Here is a 13985-nt window from a genome sequence, read left to right as displayed (position 1 = left end):
CGCAAGCTCTACCTCGACGCCCGATTCGCCGGCCTGACCGTCGGGCTGCTGCGCGACAAGGGACGCCTGCACGTCTACTACGGCTCCAGCCGCATCGAGACCTTCTCCATCGGCGCCACCCACCCCCACCCCCGCCGATGACCCACCTGTCAGGCATCTCCCCGGCACGCCCTGTCAGGCATGTCCCGGGTATTGACACACCTCCGGGGCGCTCACGAGGTGGACAGCGCGCTCCTGATCTCCGGGGGATGGGGTCGCGACGGTCCCGACCGGCACGTTGCGCATGATCGACGGGTCGAGCCGCCTGCGGGACGTGCCTCTCGCGCGGGCGCGCGGCGGGCGGGGGTGATCACGGGCGGCGTGTGCACCTTCGGGGCGCTCAGGAGGTGCCAGCGCGCTCCTGATCTCTGGGCGCCCGGCGTTGTCGGGGGTCCGTTGCATGCTCCTCAACGGGACGACGCGGAGGAGGAGCCATGGGTAGGCGCAAGCACGACGGGCAGCGGCGGGCGGCGAAGGTGGCGGCACGGCGGCTGCGGCGGACACGCCCGCCGCACACCCGGGCGACGCGGGGAGCGGAGTCGCGGGTGGCGGCCCCGCTGCTGAGCGACTGCGAGCTCCTCGAGCAGTTCCCGGACGCGTTCGCCGACGACCTCGACGACGACGAGGACGAGCTCCGGGAGTGGGACGACTGGGAGGACCTCGACGATCTCCAGGACCTCGAGGACGACGAGCCCGACATGATCGATCTTCTCGAGGACGACATCCGCGGGGTGGTCCTGACGACCGTGGTGCAGCGCGATCCCGAGGTCGCACGGGCGTTCGTCGACGGTCGCGACCGGCAGCTGATCGACATCTTCGTCGGCGCCTGGCTCGCGAAGGCCCGGCGGCGGTTCCCGGACCCCGAGCTGTCGGCGCGGGCCGCCGCGTGGGTCGCCGAGAGCTTGGGCGAGAGAGGACCGGCGGTGGCCCACGCCGCGCGGACACTCGGGCCCGATGCCGCCGTGGTGCTGCGCGAACACTTCCTCCGCGTCCCCGACGACATCGCCGTGGCCCGGATCTGGATGCTCTCCGCCGTCGTGGTCGTCGGGGGTGCCGGCGGCGTCCAGTGGCTCGACGACCCGGACCAGGCCGGTCGGGGGAGTGGTCGCAGGTCCTCGCGTCTGACCTGACACCCTGCCCCCGAGAGCCCTCGGGAGGGAAGCGATGGTCAAGCGGCGCGACGGCCAGAAGCGGGCGGCCAAGGTCGCGGCGCGCCGTCGTCGTCGCACCGGTGCCACGACGGGCCGGCAGCCGCAGAGCCCGGAGCAGTGGGACGCCGAGCCGGCGGACGGCGCCGACGACGATGCCACCGACGCGATGCTCGCGACGACGTCCGAGGCGCTGCGGGGAGTCGTCGCGGCGACACTGGAACAACGCGACGCGGACATCGCGCGCGCGTGGCACGCCCGCCTCGTGGACGCGGACGAGCACGTGCGCGACGAGGACGACAGGTCTCCCGGGCAGTGGTTCGCGGACCTCGCGGTGACGACCCGCCTCCTCCAGGTCGGGCGGCAGGCGGACGGCGGTGACCTCGCGCGCCGCGCCGTCGGCTGGGTGGCCGAGCTCGGCGAGTCCGCCCCGGCCGTCGAGCGTCTCGGCGTCGCCCTGCTCGACCAGCCGCAGGACGTGGCGGCCGTCGAGCCGTGCATCGTCGAACTGGGCGACGACTACCTGCCGGCGATGGTCTGGCTGCTCACCGGAGCGGTGGCCGTCGCCGGCGACGGCGACGTCCGCTGGCTGGACGCGCTCGATCCCGGGGAGTGAAGCTCCCTCACCGCGGGAGCGCCCGTAGGGAGATCAGGAGAGCGAGGAGCACCTCCTCGCGCAGGCGAGGTGCTCCTCGCTCTCCTGATCTTCGAGGTGCCCGGCGTTGTCGGGGGTGTGGCGCATCCTCCTCGCAGGGCGACCCCGAGGAGGAGCGATGGGCAGGTGCAGGCACGACGGACAGCGGCGGGCGGCGAAGGTGGAGGCCCGGAGGAAGCGGCGCACTCGTCCGCCGCGCACCCGGGCGACGCGGGTCGCGGTGCGGACACCGACGACGCCCGTGGTGCCGCCAGTGATGCCCCGGCGCACCGATGCCCCCCTCGGCGACGGAAATCCGTACATCGCTGCGGACGATCGGGAGGACGAGCTCGACGACGACTGGGACGACCCTTGGGACGACCCTTGGGACGACGAGGAGGTCGATGAACTCGAGCTCCACTTGCGGCTCGAAGCGGTTGATCGTCTCTGCGCGGAGCTGCGTGACCTCGTCGGAGCGACCGTCGAGCGACAGGACCCACACGTCGCGAGCACGTTCGTGGCCACCAGGATTCGGACGGCAGCAGGCCACCTGCCGGGTGACAGCCCGGACCCCGCCGATGGTCGCCTCGATGGCGCCCAGGTGGCCCTGACGCTCCAGGTCTGGCTCGCGGTTGCCGGAAAGACGCAGCCGGACGTCGGTCTGGTGAGCGAGACCGTCACATGGGTCGCGGACGTGCTCGGGAGGTCGGGCTCGGAGGTCGAGCCGGGGATACGGGTCATCGAGGTGGCGAGCGCCCCGGCCGGCACCCCGGGCCTCCGAGCGGACACGGGCGACATCGCTGCACTCATCTGGATCCTGGCTGGAGTCGTGGCGGTCGGTCGGGCGAACAAGGTCCTGTGGCTCGCCGGCCTGAACGCGGTCGGTCAGCGCGGCGATCGCTGACTCCGCGTGCCCCTCGCCACCGCGTCGCCGCGACCCCGTCGATGCCTCCGAACCGGTGATCTTCCTGCGCCCACGGCCCCCGTCACGCAACGCAAGGGGCACCCGTGACTCCTGTGACGACCCCGGATCCGGGCGACACGCCGGGCCGCCGGAGGTGAGCAGCGAGGACGGTCGGAGGCCTCGGGGAGGGGCGGCGCTGTCGGGGGGCGCGTCTAGTCTGGGGTGGCTCCCGCCGACCACGTCCCGCAGCACGCGGGGCCGGTCGGCGGCACCCCGATCCCGCCCTGGAAGGGGAGGTCCCGCGACGTGACCGGCGATTCGTTCGTCCACCTGCACACGCACACCGAGTTCTCGATGCTCGACGGTGCCGCGCGGTTGGACGACCTGTTCGCCGAGGCCGCGCGCATGGGCATGCCCGCCCTGGCGATGACCGACCACGGCAACACCTTCGGCGCCTACGAGTTCTGGAAGAAGTCGAAGGCCCACGGGGTCAAGCCGATCATCGGCATGGAGGGCTACCTCGCGCCCGGCAGCCGCCACGAGCGCAAGCGCGCCACGCTGGGCGGCCAGGTCATCAGCGACGACAACCCGGGCCAGATGTACACCCACATGACGCTGCTGGCCGAGAACACGGAGGGGATGCACAACCTCTTCCGGCTCTCGAGCCTGGCCAGCCTCGAGGGGTACTACTACAAGCCCCGGATGGACCGCGAGCTGCTCGAGACCTACGGCAAGGGCATCATCGCGACCACCGGGTGCCCGTCCGGCGAGGTCGCGCGCTACCTGCAGCAGGACGACTTCGACGGCGCGTGTCAGGCCGCGAGCGACTACCGCGACATCTTCGGCGCGGACAACTTCTTCTGCGAGCTGATGGACCACGGCATCGAGATCGAGCGCCGGGTCCGTGACGACCTCTACGACCTCAAGAAGAAGCTCGACCTGCCGGGTCTCGCCACCAACGACCTGCACTACACGTACGCCAAGGACGCCAAGCCGCACGAGGTCCTGCTCTGCGTGCAGACCGGCAAGACGATGAACGACCCGAACCGTTTCCGGTTCGACGCGCAGGACTTCTACCTCAAGAGCGCGCAGGAGATGCGCGCCCAGTGGGACGGTGTCTTCCCCGAGGCCTGCGACAACACCCTGGCCATCGCCGAGCGGGTGAACGTCGAGTTCACCGAGGGACGCGACCTGCAGCCGGTGGCCCCGGTGCCCGAGGGCGAGACCGAGGGCAGCTGGCTGGTCAAGGAGGTCGAGCGCGGCCTGCACTGGCGGTTCCCGAACGGCTTCTCCGAGCAGTACCGCAAGCAGGCCGACTACGAGGTCTCGGTCATCATGCAGATGGGCTACCCGGGCTACTTCCTGGTGACGGCCGACCTGCTGAACTACGCGCGCTCGGTCAACCTGCGCGTCGGGCCGGGCCGCGGGTCCGCGGCGGGGAGCCTCGTCGCCTACGTGCTGGGCATCACCGACCTCGACCCGATCCACCACAAGCTGATCTTCGAGCGGTTCCTCAACCCCGAGCGCGTCTCCATGCCCGACATCGACATGGACTTCGACGAGCGCCGGCGCGGCGAGATGATCCGCTACGTCACCGAGAAGTACGGCGAGGAGAAGATCGCGCAGATCATCACGTACTCCACGATCAAGGCGAAGGCCGCGATCAAGGACTCCGCGCGCGTGCTCTACGGCCAGCCCGGCTACGCGGTGGCCGACCGCATCACCAAGTCGATGCCGCCCGCGGTCATGGGGAAGGACATCCCGCTGTCGGGGGTGTTCGACCCCAGCCACAAGCGCTACTCCGAGGCCGCCGAGATGCGGGCGCTCTACGAGTCCGACCCGCAGGTGAAGGAGATCGTCGACACCGCCAAGGACCTCGAGGGCCTCAAGCGGCAGTGGGGCGTGCACGCCGCCGGCGTGATCATGTCCAAGGAACCGCTGATCGACGTCATCCCGATCCAGCGGCGCGAGGCCGACGGCGCCATCATCACGCAGTTCGACATGGGGGTCTGCGAGACCCTCGGGCTGCTGAAGATGGACTTCCTGGGCCTGCGCAACCTCACGATCATCGACGACGCGCTCAACAACATCACGCTCAACGGCAAGCCCGCGCTCGACCTCGACAACCTCGGGCTCGACGACAAGGCGACCTACGAGCTGCTCTCCCGCGGCGAGACGCTCGGGGTGTTCCAGCTCGACGGCGGCCCGATGCGCGACCTGCTGCGGCGCATGGCTCCCACCGAGTTCGACGACATCTCCGCGGTCGGCGCGCTCTACCGGCCGGGTCCGATGGGCGCCAACGCCCACAACGACTACGCCGACCGCAAGAACGGGCGGCAAGAGGTCACGCCGATCCACCCGGAGCTGGAAGAGCCCCTCAAGGAGGTGCTGGGCGAGACCTACGGCCTGATCGTCTACCAGGAACAGGTCATGGCGATCGCCCAGGTGCTCGCGGGCTACTCGCTGGGCAAGGCCGACCTGCTGCGTCGCGCCATGGGCAAGAAGAAGAAGGAGATCCTCGACAAGGAGTACGAGGGTTTCGCGCAGGGCATGAAGGACAACGGCTACTCGGCCGCGGCGATCAAGACGCTGTGGGACATCCTGCTGCCGTTCTCCGACTACGCCTTCAACCGCGCCCACTCTGCGGCGTACGGCGTCGTCTCGTACTGGACGGCCTTCCTCAAGGCCAACTACCCCGCCGAGTACATGGCCGCGGTGCTCACCAGCGTCCGCGACGACAAGGACAAGGCGGCGATCTACCTCGCCGAGTGCCGCAAGATGGGCATCACGGTGCTGCCGCCCGACGTCAACGAGTCGGTGCTCAACTTCGCCCCGGTCGGCGTCGACATCCGCTTCGGCCTCGGCGCGATCCGCAACGTCGGCTCCGGAGTCGTCGACGCGATCGTCGAGACCCGGCGCGAGAAGGGCGGCTTCTCCGACTTCTCCGACTTCCTGCGCAAGGTGCCGCAGCAGGTCTGCAACAAGAAGACGGTCGAGTCGCTGATCAAGGCCGGGGCCTTCGACTCGCTGGGCCATCCGCGCAAGGGCCTCGCGCTGGTGCACGCCGAGGCCGTCGACGCGGTGATGACCACGAAGAAGGCCGAGGCCGACGGGCAGTTCGACCTCTTCTCGGCCCCAGGATTGGACACCGTCGACGGTCCGGACGAGGACACCGTCGACACGACCGGCATGTTCGACGTCAAGGTGCCCGAGGGGGAGTGGGAGCCCAAGCACCGCCTCGCCCTGGAGCGGGAGATGCTCGGGCTGTACGTCTCGGGTCACCCGCTCAACGGCATCGAGCAGGTCCTCGCCAGCCGGGCCGACACCCAGATCACGAAGATCCTCGAGGGTGACGTCGCCGAGGGCGCCCAGGTCACGGTCGGCGGCATCCTCGCCAGCGTCACGCGGCGCGTGAACAAGAAGGGCGAGCCCTGGGCGTCGGCGCAGATCGAGGACCTCGCGGGCGGCATCGAGGTGCTGTTCTTCCCGCGCACCTACGCCGCGGTGTCGATCGACGTCGCCGAGGACGCGATCGTGCTGGTCAAGGGCAAGGTCAACAAGCGGGACGACCGCGTGAGCCTGTTCGTCGAGGACCTCGCGGTGCCCGACCTCTCGGGCGGCGTCGGCGGGGCCCCGGTCAAGGTCGTGATCGAGAGCGCGCGGTGCACGCCCGAGCGGGTCGGCAAGCTCAAGGAGGTCCTCGTCGCCCACCCGGGCCCCAGCGAGGTCCACCTGACGCTGCTGGCCGCCAACGGGGCGAGCCACGTGCTGCGCCTCGACGACGGGCTCAAGGTCACCAACTCGGGGGCGCTGATGGGCGATCTCAAGGCGCTGCTCGGGCCCCGCTGCCTGGGCTGACTCTCGCGCACCACACCCCTGACCTGGGACGCTCGACGGTCTCGACATCGGCTCCCAGGAGGACGGCCATGACCGGTCGTGTGGTGCACTTCGAGCTCCCCTACGAGGACGGCGACCGCGCCCGCGCGTTCTACCGCGACGCCTTCGGCTGGAACACGATGGTGATCCCGGAGCTCGACTACACCGGGGTCACCACCGGCCCGACCGGCGAGGACGGGACGGGCAAGGAGCCCGGCTTCATCAACGGCGGCATGTTCGCGCGGGGCGAGCAGGAGCCGCGCGGACCCGTACTGGTGATCGACGTGCCCGACCTCGACGCCGCCCTGGCCCGTGTCGAGGAGCTCGGCGCCACCGTCGTCACCCCGACAATCACCGTCGGCGACATGGGGTTCGCCGCCTACTTCCGCGACCCGGAGGGCAGCGTCGTCGGCGTGTGGCAGACCGCGGGTGCCTGATCCGGACGGCCGCGGCGTCTACGTCGCGCTCGGGAGCTCGTTCGCCGCGGGCCCCGGCATCCCGCCGCAGGTCGACCGCGGCGCGCTGCGCTCCGGGCGCAACTACCCGAGCCTGCTCGCCGAGGAGATCGGGCTGCCGCTCGTCGACGTCTCCTGTTCCGGCGCGACGACCGCGCAGCTGCGCCACGACCGGCAGCCGACCCTCACCGGCCCGGTCCCGCCGCAGGTCGAGGCGGTCACCGCCGACACGACGCTCGTGACGATCACGGCGGGCGGCAACGACATCGGCTACCTCGGCACGCTGATCTCCGCGGCCGTGCGCGGGACCCTCACGACCCGGCTGCCCTGGCTGCCGGGGCCGGTGCGCCGGCGCCTGGACCTCACCGTCGAGGTCCCGCCCCCGGAGACGTTCGCCGAGGTCCGGGCGTCTCTGACGGCGCTGGTGGACGACGTCCGCCGGCGCGCGCCGCGCGCCCGCGTGCTGCTGGTCGACTACCTCACCGTCCTCGGCACCCACGCGACGCCGGCGACCGTGGCGCTGTCCGCCGAGCAGATCGATCAGGGCCGGCACGTCGCCGCGGGCCTCGCCGCGAGCTTCGCGGCCAGCGCGACCGACGCCGGCGCCGACCTCGTGGTGGTGTCCGCGGCCAGCGAGGACCACGGTGTCGGCGCGCCCGATCCGTGGGTCGGCGGCCTCGCCATGGGCGTTCCGGGGTTCGGGGGCCCGCGGCCGTTCCACCCGACCGCCGCCGGGATGGCGGCGGTCGCGGACCTCGTCGCGAAGCGGCTGAGCACCGGTCCCGGGGCTTGACCCGGGCCCGTGACCCGGCGCACGGTCGGGGGATGGCCGCCCCCACGCAGGACACCCGCAGCTCCGACGACCAGATGACGGCGTTCCGGCCCTCCCAGGAGGGCATCGTGATGCCGCAGCCGCCGACGTTCGCGACCAGCGCGGAGGAGCGTCTCCACCGCAAGCAGCAGCTCGCCGGCGCCTTCCGCATCTTCGGGCGCTTCGGGTTCGGCGAGGGGATCGCCGGCCACATCACGGTGCGCGACCCCGAGGACCCGCACATGTTCTGGGTCAACCCGTTCGGGATGAGCTTCCGGCACATCCGGGTCTCGGACCTCATCGCGGTGAACCACGAGGGCGACGTCGTGCACGGCACGAAGCCCGTGAACCAGGCCGGGTTCGTCATCCACTCCGCGGTCCACCACGCCCACCCGGAGGTCGTCGCGGCCGCGCACGCCCACTCGGTGCACGGCAAGGCGTGGTCGTCGCTCGCCCGCCCGCTCGACCCGATCACCCAGGACGCGTGCGCGCTCTACGAGAACCACGGTGTCGTCACCGAGGGGCGCGGCGCCGTCGTGCTCGACCCCGAGGTCGGGCGCGCGCTGGCGACTGGGCTGACCGGGCGGAAGATGGTGTTCCACCAGAACCACGGGATCTTCAGCGTCGGCGACACCGTGGCCGAGGCCGCGTGGTGGTTCATCAACACCGAGCGCAACTGCCAGGCGGCGCTGCTCGCCGAGGCCGCCGGCACGCCGACACAGATCGACCACGTGAACGCCAAGTTCACCGCCGAGCAGACCGGCTCGGCCTACGCCGGCTGGTTCTCGTTCCAGCCGCTGTGGGACGAGGTCGTCCGCACCGACCCGGACCTGTTCGACTAGTCGTGCCAGAGTGAGCGGGTGATCGTCGACGCCCACGTCCACGTGGCCCACCTCGCGCGGCTGAAGGTGCCGTGGGAGCAGTGGATCGGGCCGGCGGGCACCGGGGAGGCCTGGTCGGCCTGCTACGACAGCGACGGCGCCGCGATCCCGGAGAAGGTCTCGGCGCTGTTCGCGGGCGCCGGGGTCGACCGCGTGCTGCTGTTCTGCGAGTACTCGCCGAAGGCGACCGGGTGGCAGACGATCGAGGACATGCTGCCGCTGGTCGACGCCGACGCCGACCGGTTCCGCATCGTCGCCAACGTCAACCCGCACGTGCACCACCCGGTGGTCGCCGAGCTCGACCGCCAGCTCGACCTCGGGGCGGTGGCCCTCAAGGTGCATCCGGTGCACGCGGGGATCGCCCCGAACGACCGGGAGCTCTACCCGGCCTACGCGCGCTGCCTCGAGCGCGGGGTGCCGGTGATCGTGCACACCGGCCCGTCGGTGTTCCCGGGCGCCTCCGGCCGCCAGGGCGACCCCGTCCTGCTCGACGACGTCCTGCGCGACTTCCCGGGCCTGACGCTCGTGCTCGCCCACGGCGGACGGGGCTGGAGCTACGACGCGGCCGCCTCCCTGGCCCTGACCCGCGAGAACGTCTGGCTGGACCTCGCCGGCCTCCCGCCCCACAAGCTGCCCGTCTACTACGAGCGGTTCGGGTTCCCGCGCGTCGCGGCCAAGTCGGTGTTCGGCACCGACGCCCCGTCGGCGGATCCGGCGCGCAACATCGCCGCCATCCGCGGGCTCGGGCTCGACGACGCGCTCACCGACGGCCTGCTCGGCGGCCACGCGCTGCAGGTCTACCCCGGGCTGGTCGACCCGCCCTCGCGGGTGTAGCCGCCGCGGTCGCCGTGGGGTAGCGTCCCGAACGGGACCGATCGGTCCGGGACCGCACGGTCCCCCTCCAGGGCGACGAACGAAGGGCTCCGCGGTGGCACGCACACCGGCACCCGGCACGCGGGACCGCATCCTCACGACGGCGTCGCGCCTGTTCTACGAGCACGGCGTGCGCGCCGTCGGGATGAACCAGGTGATCACCGAGGCGGGCACCGGGAAGAACCTGCTCTACTCGCACTTCCCGACGAAGAACGACCTCGTCGCGGCCTACCTCGAGCGGGCCCGCGACATCCGGTCCGCGCAGGCCCGTCGCGCGCGGGACGCCGCCGACGCCGACCCGCGCGCCCAGCTGCTCGCCCTCGTCGAGGAGGTCGCGAGGAGGACCGCGCGGCCGGACTTCCGCGGGTGCGCCTTCCGCAACTACCTCGCGGAGTTCCCCGACGACGCCGACCTCGGCGCCGTCGACGCGCCCCCCACCCCGGCGGGCGTCGCCCGAGACGTCCTCGCCGGCACGCACCGCGAGCTCGCGGACCTCGTCGCGGCCCTGGGCGTCGCCGACCCGGACCGGCTGACCGAGGAGCTCTGGCTCGTCGTCGACGGGCTCTACCTCCAGGCCGCGTACCGCGACCGCGTCGACGCGCGCGTCGGCGTCGAGGTCGCGACCGACCTGGCCCGTCGCCTCGTCGACGAGCGGGTGTCATGAGCGCGAGCCCCCGCACCGTCCTGCTGATCACCTCGGCCGCGGCGTTCCTGGCGAGCCTCGACCTGTTCATCGTCAACCTGGCGTTCCCCGCCATCCGCGCGGACTTCCCGGGCAGCGACCTCGGCGCCGTCTCGTGGGTCCTCAACGGCTACACGGTGGTGTTCGCGGCGTTCCTGGCCCTCGCCGGCCGTCTCGCCGACCGCGTCGGCCACCGTCGCGTCTTCCTGGTCGGCCTCGCGGTGTTCACGGCCGCGTCCGCGGCGTGCGCCGCCGCCCCGTCGGTCGGTCTGCTCGTGGCCGCCCGCGCGGTGCAGGCGCTGGGCGCCGCGCTGGTGACCCCGACGTCGCTGTCGCTGCTGCTCGCGGCCTTCCCCGCCGAGCGCCGATCGCACGCGGTGGGGGCGTGGGCGTCGATCGGGGCCGTCGCCGCGGCCCTCGGACCCCCGCTGGGCGGGCTGCTCGTCGAGGTGTCCTGGCACTGGGTGTTCCTCGTCAACGTGCCGGTCGGCGTGGTCGCGCTGGTCGCCGGGCTGCGGGCGCTGCCCGCGGGGGCGTCGCGCCGGGAGTCGGGCCTGCCCGACGTGCTCGGCGCCGTGGGCCTCGTGGTCGGGGTGGGCGCGCTGGCGTTCGCGCTGGTCCGCGCCCCCGACCTCGGGTGGGGCTCGGTGCCGGTGCTCGCGGCCCTCGCCGTCGCGCTGCTCGGGCTCGCCGGGGTCGTCCTGCGCTCGCGTCGTCACCCGGTCCCGGCGCTCGACCTCGCCGTCGTCCGGACACCGGTCGTCGGCTTCGCCGCGCTGGCGATGATCGCCTTCACCACCGGGTTCGCGGGGATGCTCGTCGCGAACGTGCTGTTCCTGACCGGGACCTGGGGCTGGTCGGCACCCGTCGCGGGGCTCGCGCTCGCGGTCGGCCCGGCGGTGGTCGTCGTCGTGTCGCGGTTCTCGGGACACCTCACAGGACGTTTCGGGATCGGGCGGGTCGTGGTGGTCGGGGCGCTGGTGTTCGCCGCCGGGCCGACGTGGTGGGCGGTGTGGCTCACCGCCGCGCCCGACTACGTCCTCGGGATGCTGCCGGGCCAGATCGCGACGGGGCTCGGGGTCGGCCTGATCCTGCCCGCGCTGTCGTCGGTGGTCGGGGCGGCGCTGCCGGCGCACCGCTGGGGCACCGGCTCGTCGCTGATCACCACGGCACGCCAGGTCGGGTCGGTGCTCGGGGTCGCGCTGCTGGTCTCGGTGATCGGGACCCACACCACCGGACGGCCCGAGGAGCTCGGCCTGCTGCGCGCCGGGTGGGTGGTGCTGGCGCTCGCCGGCGTCGTCGCGGCGGCCTTCGCGGTCGCGCTGGCCCGGGCGGAGCGGGCGGCGGCACGGTCGGCCCGTGAGGAGGAGCCGGACCCCGACACCACGGCGGATTGCCCGGCCGGTCGGGCGGGGTAGACAACTCCCATGGCCATCGCAACGACGAACCCCGCCACGGGGGAGACCGTCCAGGAGTTCGACGCTCTGACCTCCGAGCAGCTGGAGGAGAAGCTCCAGCGCGCCTGGGACGCGTTCCGGAGCTACCGCGACACGACGTTCGAGCAGCGCGCCGGCTGGCTGCGTGCCGCGGCGGACATCTTCGACGCCGAGAACGAGCGCCTGGCCGAGCTCGCGACGCTCGAGATGGGCAAGACCTTCGCCGCGGCGAAGGCTGAGGTCACCAAGTGCGCGCTGGGCTGCCGCTGGTACGCCGACCACGCCGCCGAGGACCTCGCCGACGTCGAGTGGCCCAAGCCGAAGTCGGCGCCCGAGCACGCGCGCATCTTCACCCGCTACCAGCCGCTCGGGCCGGTCCTGGCGATCATGCCGTGGAACTTCCCGTACTGGCAGGTGCTGCGCTTCGCCGCGCCCGCGCTGATGGCCGGCAACGTCGGCCTGCTCAAGCACGCGTCGAACGTGCCGCAGGTCGCGATGGCCATCGAGGACGTCCTGACCCGCGCCGGCTTCCCGGAGGGCGCGTTCCAGACGCTGCTCGTGGGCTCCTCGGTGATCGAGGGGATCATCGACGACGACCGCGTGCGCGCCGTGACGCTGACCGGCAGCGAGCCCGCGGGTCGCGAGGTCGGCGCCCGCGCCGGCCAGAACGTCAAGACCAGCGTGCTCGAGCTCGGCGGCAGCGACCCGTTCATCGTGATGCCGTCGGCCGACCTCGACGCCACCGTCGAGGCGGGGGTGTCGAGCCGCCTGCTCAACAACGGCCAGTCGTGCATCAACGCCAAGCGCTTCATCCTCCACGCCGACATCGCGGACGAGTTCACGCAGAAGCTGGTGGCGAAGTTCGAGGCGCTGACCGTCGGCGACCCGATGGACGAGAACACCGACATCGGCCCGCTCTCCGGCGCGCAGTCGCTCGAGGAGCTCGACCAGCAGGTCCAGGACTCCGTCGCCTCCGGGGCCAAGCTGCTGACGGGCGGCAAGCCGGTCGGCGGTGCCGGCAACTTCTACCCGCCGACGGTCCTCGCCGAGATCCCGAAGGAGGCCCGCGCCTACTACGAGGAGCTCTTCGGCCCCGTGGCCCTGGTGCACCGCGCGACGGACATCGACGACGCGATCCGGATCGCCAACGACTCCGACTTCGGTCTGGGCGGGAGCGCCTGGACCAACGACGAGGACGAGAAGATCCGGTTCGCCACCGAGGTCGAGTCGGGCATGGTGTACGTCAACAAGGTCACCGAGTCGACGCCCGAGGTGCCGTTCGGCGGGGCGAAGAACTCGGGCTACGGCCGGGAGCTGGCGAGCTTCGGGCCGCAGTCGTTCGTCAATGCGAAGACGATCTGGATCCAGTGAGCTCCAGGCCGAGCGCGGCGGCCGCCCGGCGCGTCCCGTCGGCCCAGGTCGTGTGCCGCCCGTGGAAGACCTCCGCGGCGCGGTGCCCGATCCAGGGCGACGGGAGCAGCGCGTCGGGCAGCCCCGGGTCGAGGAACGGGAAGCGCCGCCAGGCGTCGACGAGCCGGATCTGGGCGGCCAGCGTGGCGGTGTCGTCGGCGGGTGCGAGCTCGGCGAAGCCCGCGACGAACTCCGCGTAGCGCGCCTCGAGATCGGCGAGGTCCCACGCCCGGGTCGCGAGCTCGACCGCGGTGAGCTCGCCGTGGTACTCGCCGGTGACGACGTGGGCGTCGGTGGGGCCGTTCTCGGCGAGCACCTCGCGGACCTCGTCGAGCCGCCCGGTGTCGGGGGAGACCCACATGCCCGCCGCCGGCGAACCCAGCCCGGCCCAGGCCAGCCGGGTGCGCAGGCGGTGGCGCCGGGCGCGCTGCTGCTCCGGGACACTGGCGACGACGACGAGCCAGCGCCCGTCCCACGCCGTCCGTGCGCGTCCGTGCGCGTAGATGCGCGCCGCGCCCTCGGTGAGCAGGTCACGGCCCCAAGGCGTCAGGTCCCAGCGCACGCGCCGCCCGACCCGCTCGGAGGCGAGCATGCCGTCGGCGGCCGTGCGGGCCAGCGCCTGGCGCGCCGACTTCTCCTCGACGCCGACGAGCCCGAGCACGTCGACCACCGTCTGGGTCCACACCGGCTCACCGCCGGGCAGGACGACCTCGCCGAGCACGGTGACGAGCAGGGACCGCGCGCTGGTGGCCGCGACCTCGCGTCGCCGCGAGAACGGGTCCGGTCTCGCGTCGGGGGAGCTCTCGTCGGCGGTGGACATCACCGGTGATCCTAGG

The 13985-nt window shown here is 72.4% G+C and carries 12 protein-coding genes; 11 read left to right on the top strand and 1 reads right to left on the bottom strand.

Annotated elements, in window-relative coordinates:
- Nucleotides 1–473 precede the first annotated feature (473 nt).
- From WCD41_RS30380 to WCD41_RS30330, 11 genes are all read left to right on the top strand, one after another.
- Nucleotides 474–1169 carry a hypothetical protein gene (locus WCD41_RS30380; RefSeq protein WP_337718994.1) on the top strand — a complete coding sequence of 232 codons (696 nt, stop codon included), beginning with the start codon at nt 474–476 and terminating at the stop codon, nt 1167–1169.
- 34 nt (nt 1170–1203) lie between these two features.
- Entirely contained in the window at nt 1204–1803 is a 600-nt protein-coding gene (locus WCD41_RS30375; RefSeq protein ID WP_337718993.1) for a hypothetical protein, read from the top strand.
- A gap of 295 nt (nt 1804–2098) precedes the next feature.
- Nucleotides 2099–2725: a hypothetical protein gene (locus WCD41_RS30370; protein WP_337718992.1), complete on the top strand. Its 627-nt coding sequence runs from the start codon at nt 2099–2101 to the stop codon at nt 2723–2725.
- Nucleotides 2726–3031: 306 nt separating this feature from the next.
- Complete coding sequence (dnaE, locus tag WCD41_RS30365) at nt 3032–6583, top strand: DNA polymerase III subunit alpha (RefSeq protein WP_337718991.1); 3552 nt, start codon at nt 3032–3034, stop codon at nt 6581–6583.
- Nucleotides 6584–6651: 68 nt separating this feature from the next.
- Nucleotides 6652–7038: a VOC family protein gene (locus tag WCD41_RS30360; RefSeq protein ID WP_337718990.1), complete on the top strand. Its 387-nt coding sequence runs from the start codon at nt 6652–6654 to the stop codon at nt 7036–7038.
- The gene (locus WCD41_RS30355; RefSeq protein WP_337718989.1) at nt 7031–7849 is read left to right on the top strand and encodes an SGNH/GDSL hydrolase family protein; all 819 of its coding nucleotides are present in this window, start codon (nt 7031–7033) and stop codon (nt 7847–7849) included. Before WCD41_RS30360 ends, WCD41_RS30355 begins: the two co-directional genes overlap by 8 nt.
- A 32-nt stretch (nt 7850–7881) precedes the next feature.
- Nucleotides 7882–8709: a class II aldolase/adducin family protein gene (locus WCD41_RS30350; RefSeq protein ID WP_337718988.1), complete on the top strand. Its 828-nt coding sequence runs from the start codon at nt 7882–7884 to the stop codon at nt 8707–8709.
- Between the two features lie 18 nt (nt 8710–8727).
- Nucleotides 8728–9582 carry an amidohydrolase family protein gene (locus WCD41_RS30345; protein ID WP_337718986.1) on the top strand — a complete coding sequence of 285 codons (855 nt, stop codon included), beginning with the start codon at nt 8728–8730 and terminating at the stop codon, nt 9580–9582.
- A gap of 94 nt (nt 9583–9676) precedes the next feature.
- Nucleotides 9677–10285: a TetR/AcrR family transcriptional regulator gene (locus WCD41_RS30340; protein ID WP_337718985.1), complete on the top strand. Its 609-nt coding sequence runs from the start codon at nt 9677–9679 to the stop codon at nt 10283–10285.
- Nucleotides 10282–11721: an MFS transporter gene (locus WCD41_RS30335; RefSeq protein WP_337718983.1), complete on the top strand. Its 1440-nt coding sequence runs from the start codon at nt 10282–10284 to the stop codon at nt 11719–11721. Before WCD41_RS30340 ends, WCD41_RS30335 begins: the two co-directional genes overlap by 4 nt.
- A 9-nt stretch (nt 11722–11730) precedes the next feature.
- Nucleotides 11731–13110 (top strand): NAD-dependent succinate-semialdehyde dehydrogenase, encoded by a 1380-nt coding sequence (locus WCD41_RS30330; RefSeq protein ID WP_337718982.1) that lies wholly within the window; start codon nt 11731–11733, stop codon nt 13108–13110.
- Here WCD41_RS30330 and WCD41_RS30325 read toward each other — a convergent pair.
- Nucleotides 13082–13969 (bottom strand): PaaX family transcriptional regulator, encoded by an 888-nt coding sequence (locus tag WCD41_RS30325; RefSeq protein WP_337718981.1) that lies wholly within the window; start codon nt 13967–13969, stop codon nt 13082–13084. The genes WCD41_RS30330 and WCD41_RS30325 overlap by 29 nt on opposite strands.
- Between the last annotated feature and the right edge of the window lie 16 nt (nt 13970–13985).

This window comes from Actinomycetospora aeridis, from assembly GCF_037400275.1.
GTDB classification, from domain to species: Bacteria; Actinomycetota; Actinomycetes; order Mycobacteriales; family Pseudonocardiaceae; genus Actinomycetospora; species Actinomycetospora aeridis.
Note: the sequence above shows the minus strand (reverse complement) of the source record. Positions and strands in the feature narration are given on the sequence as shown.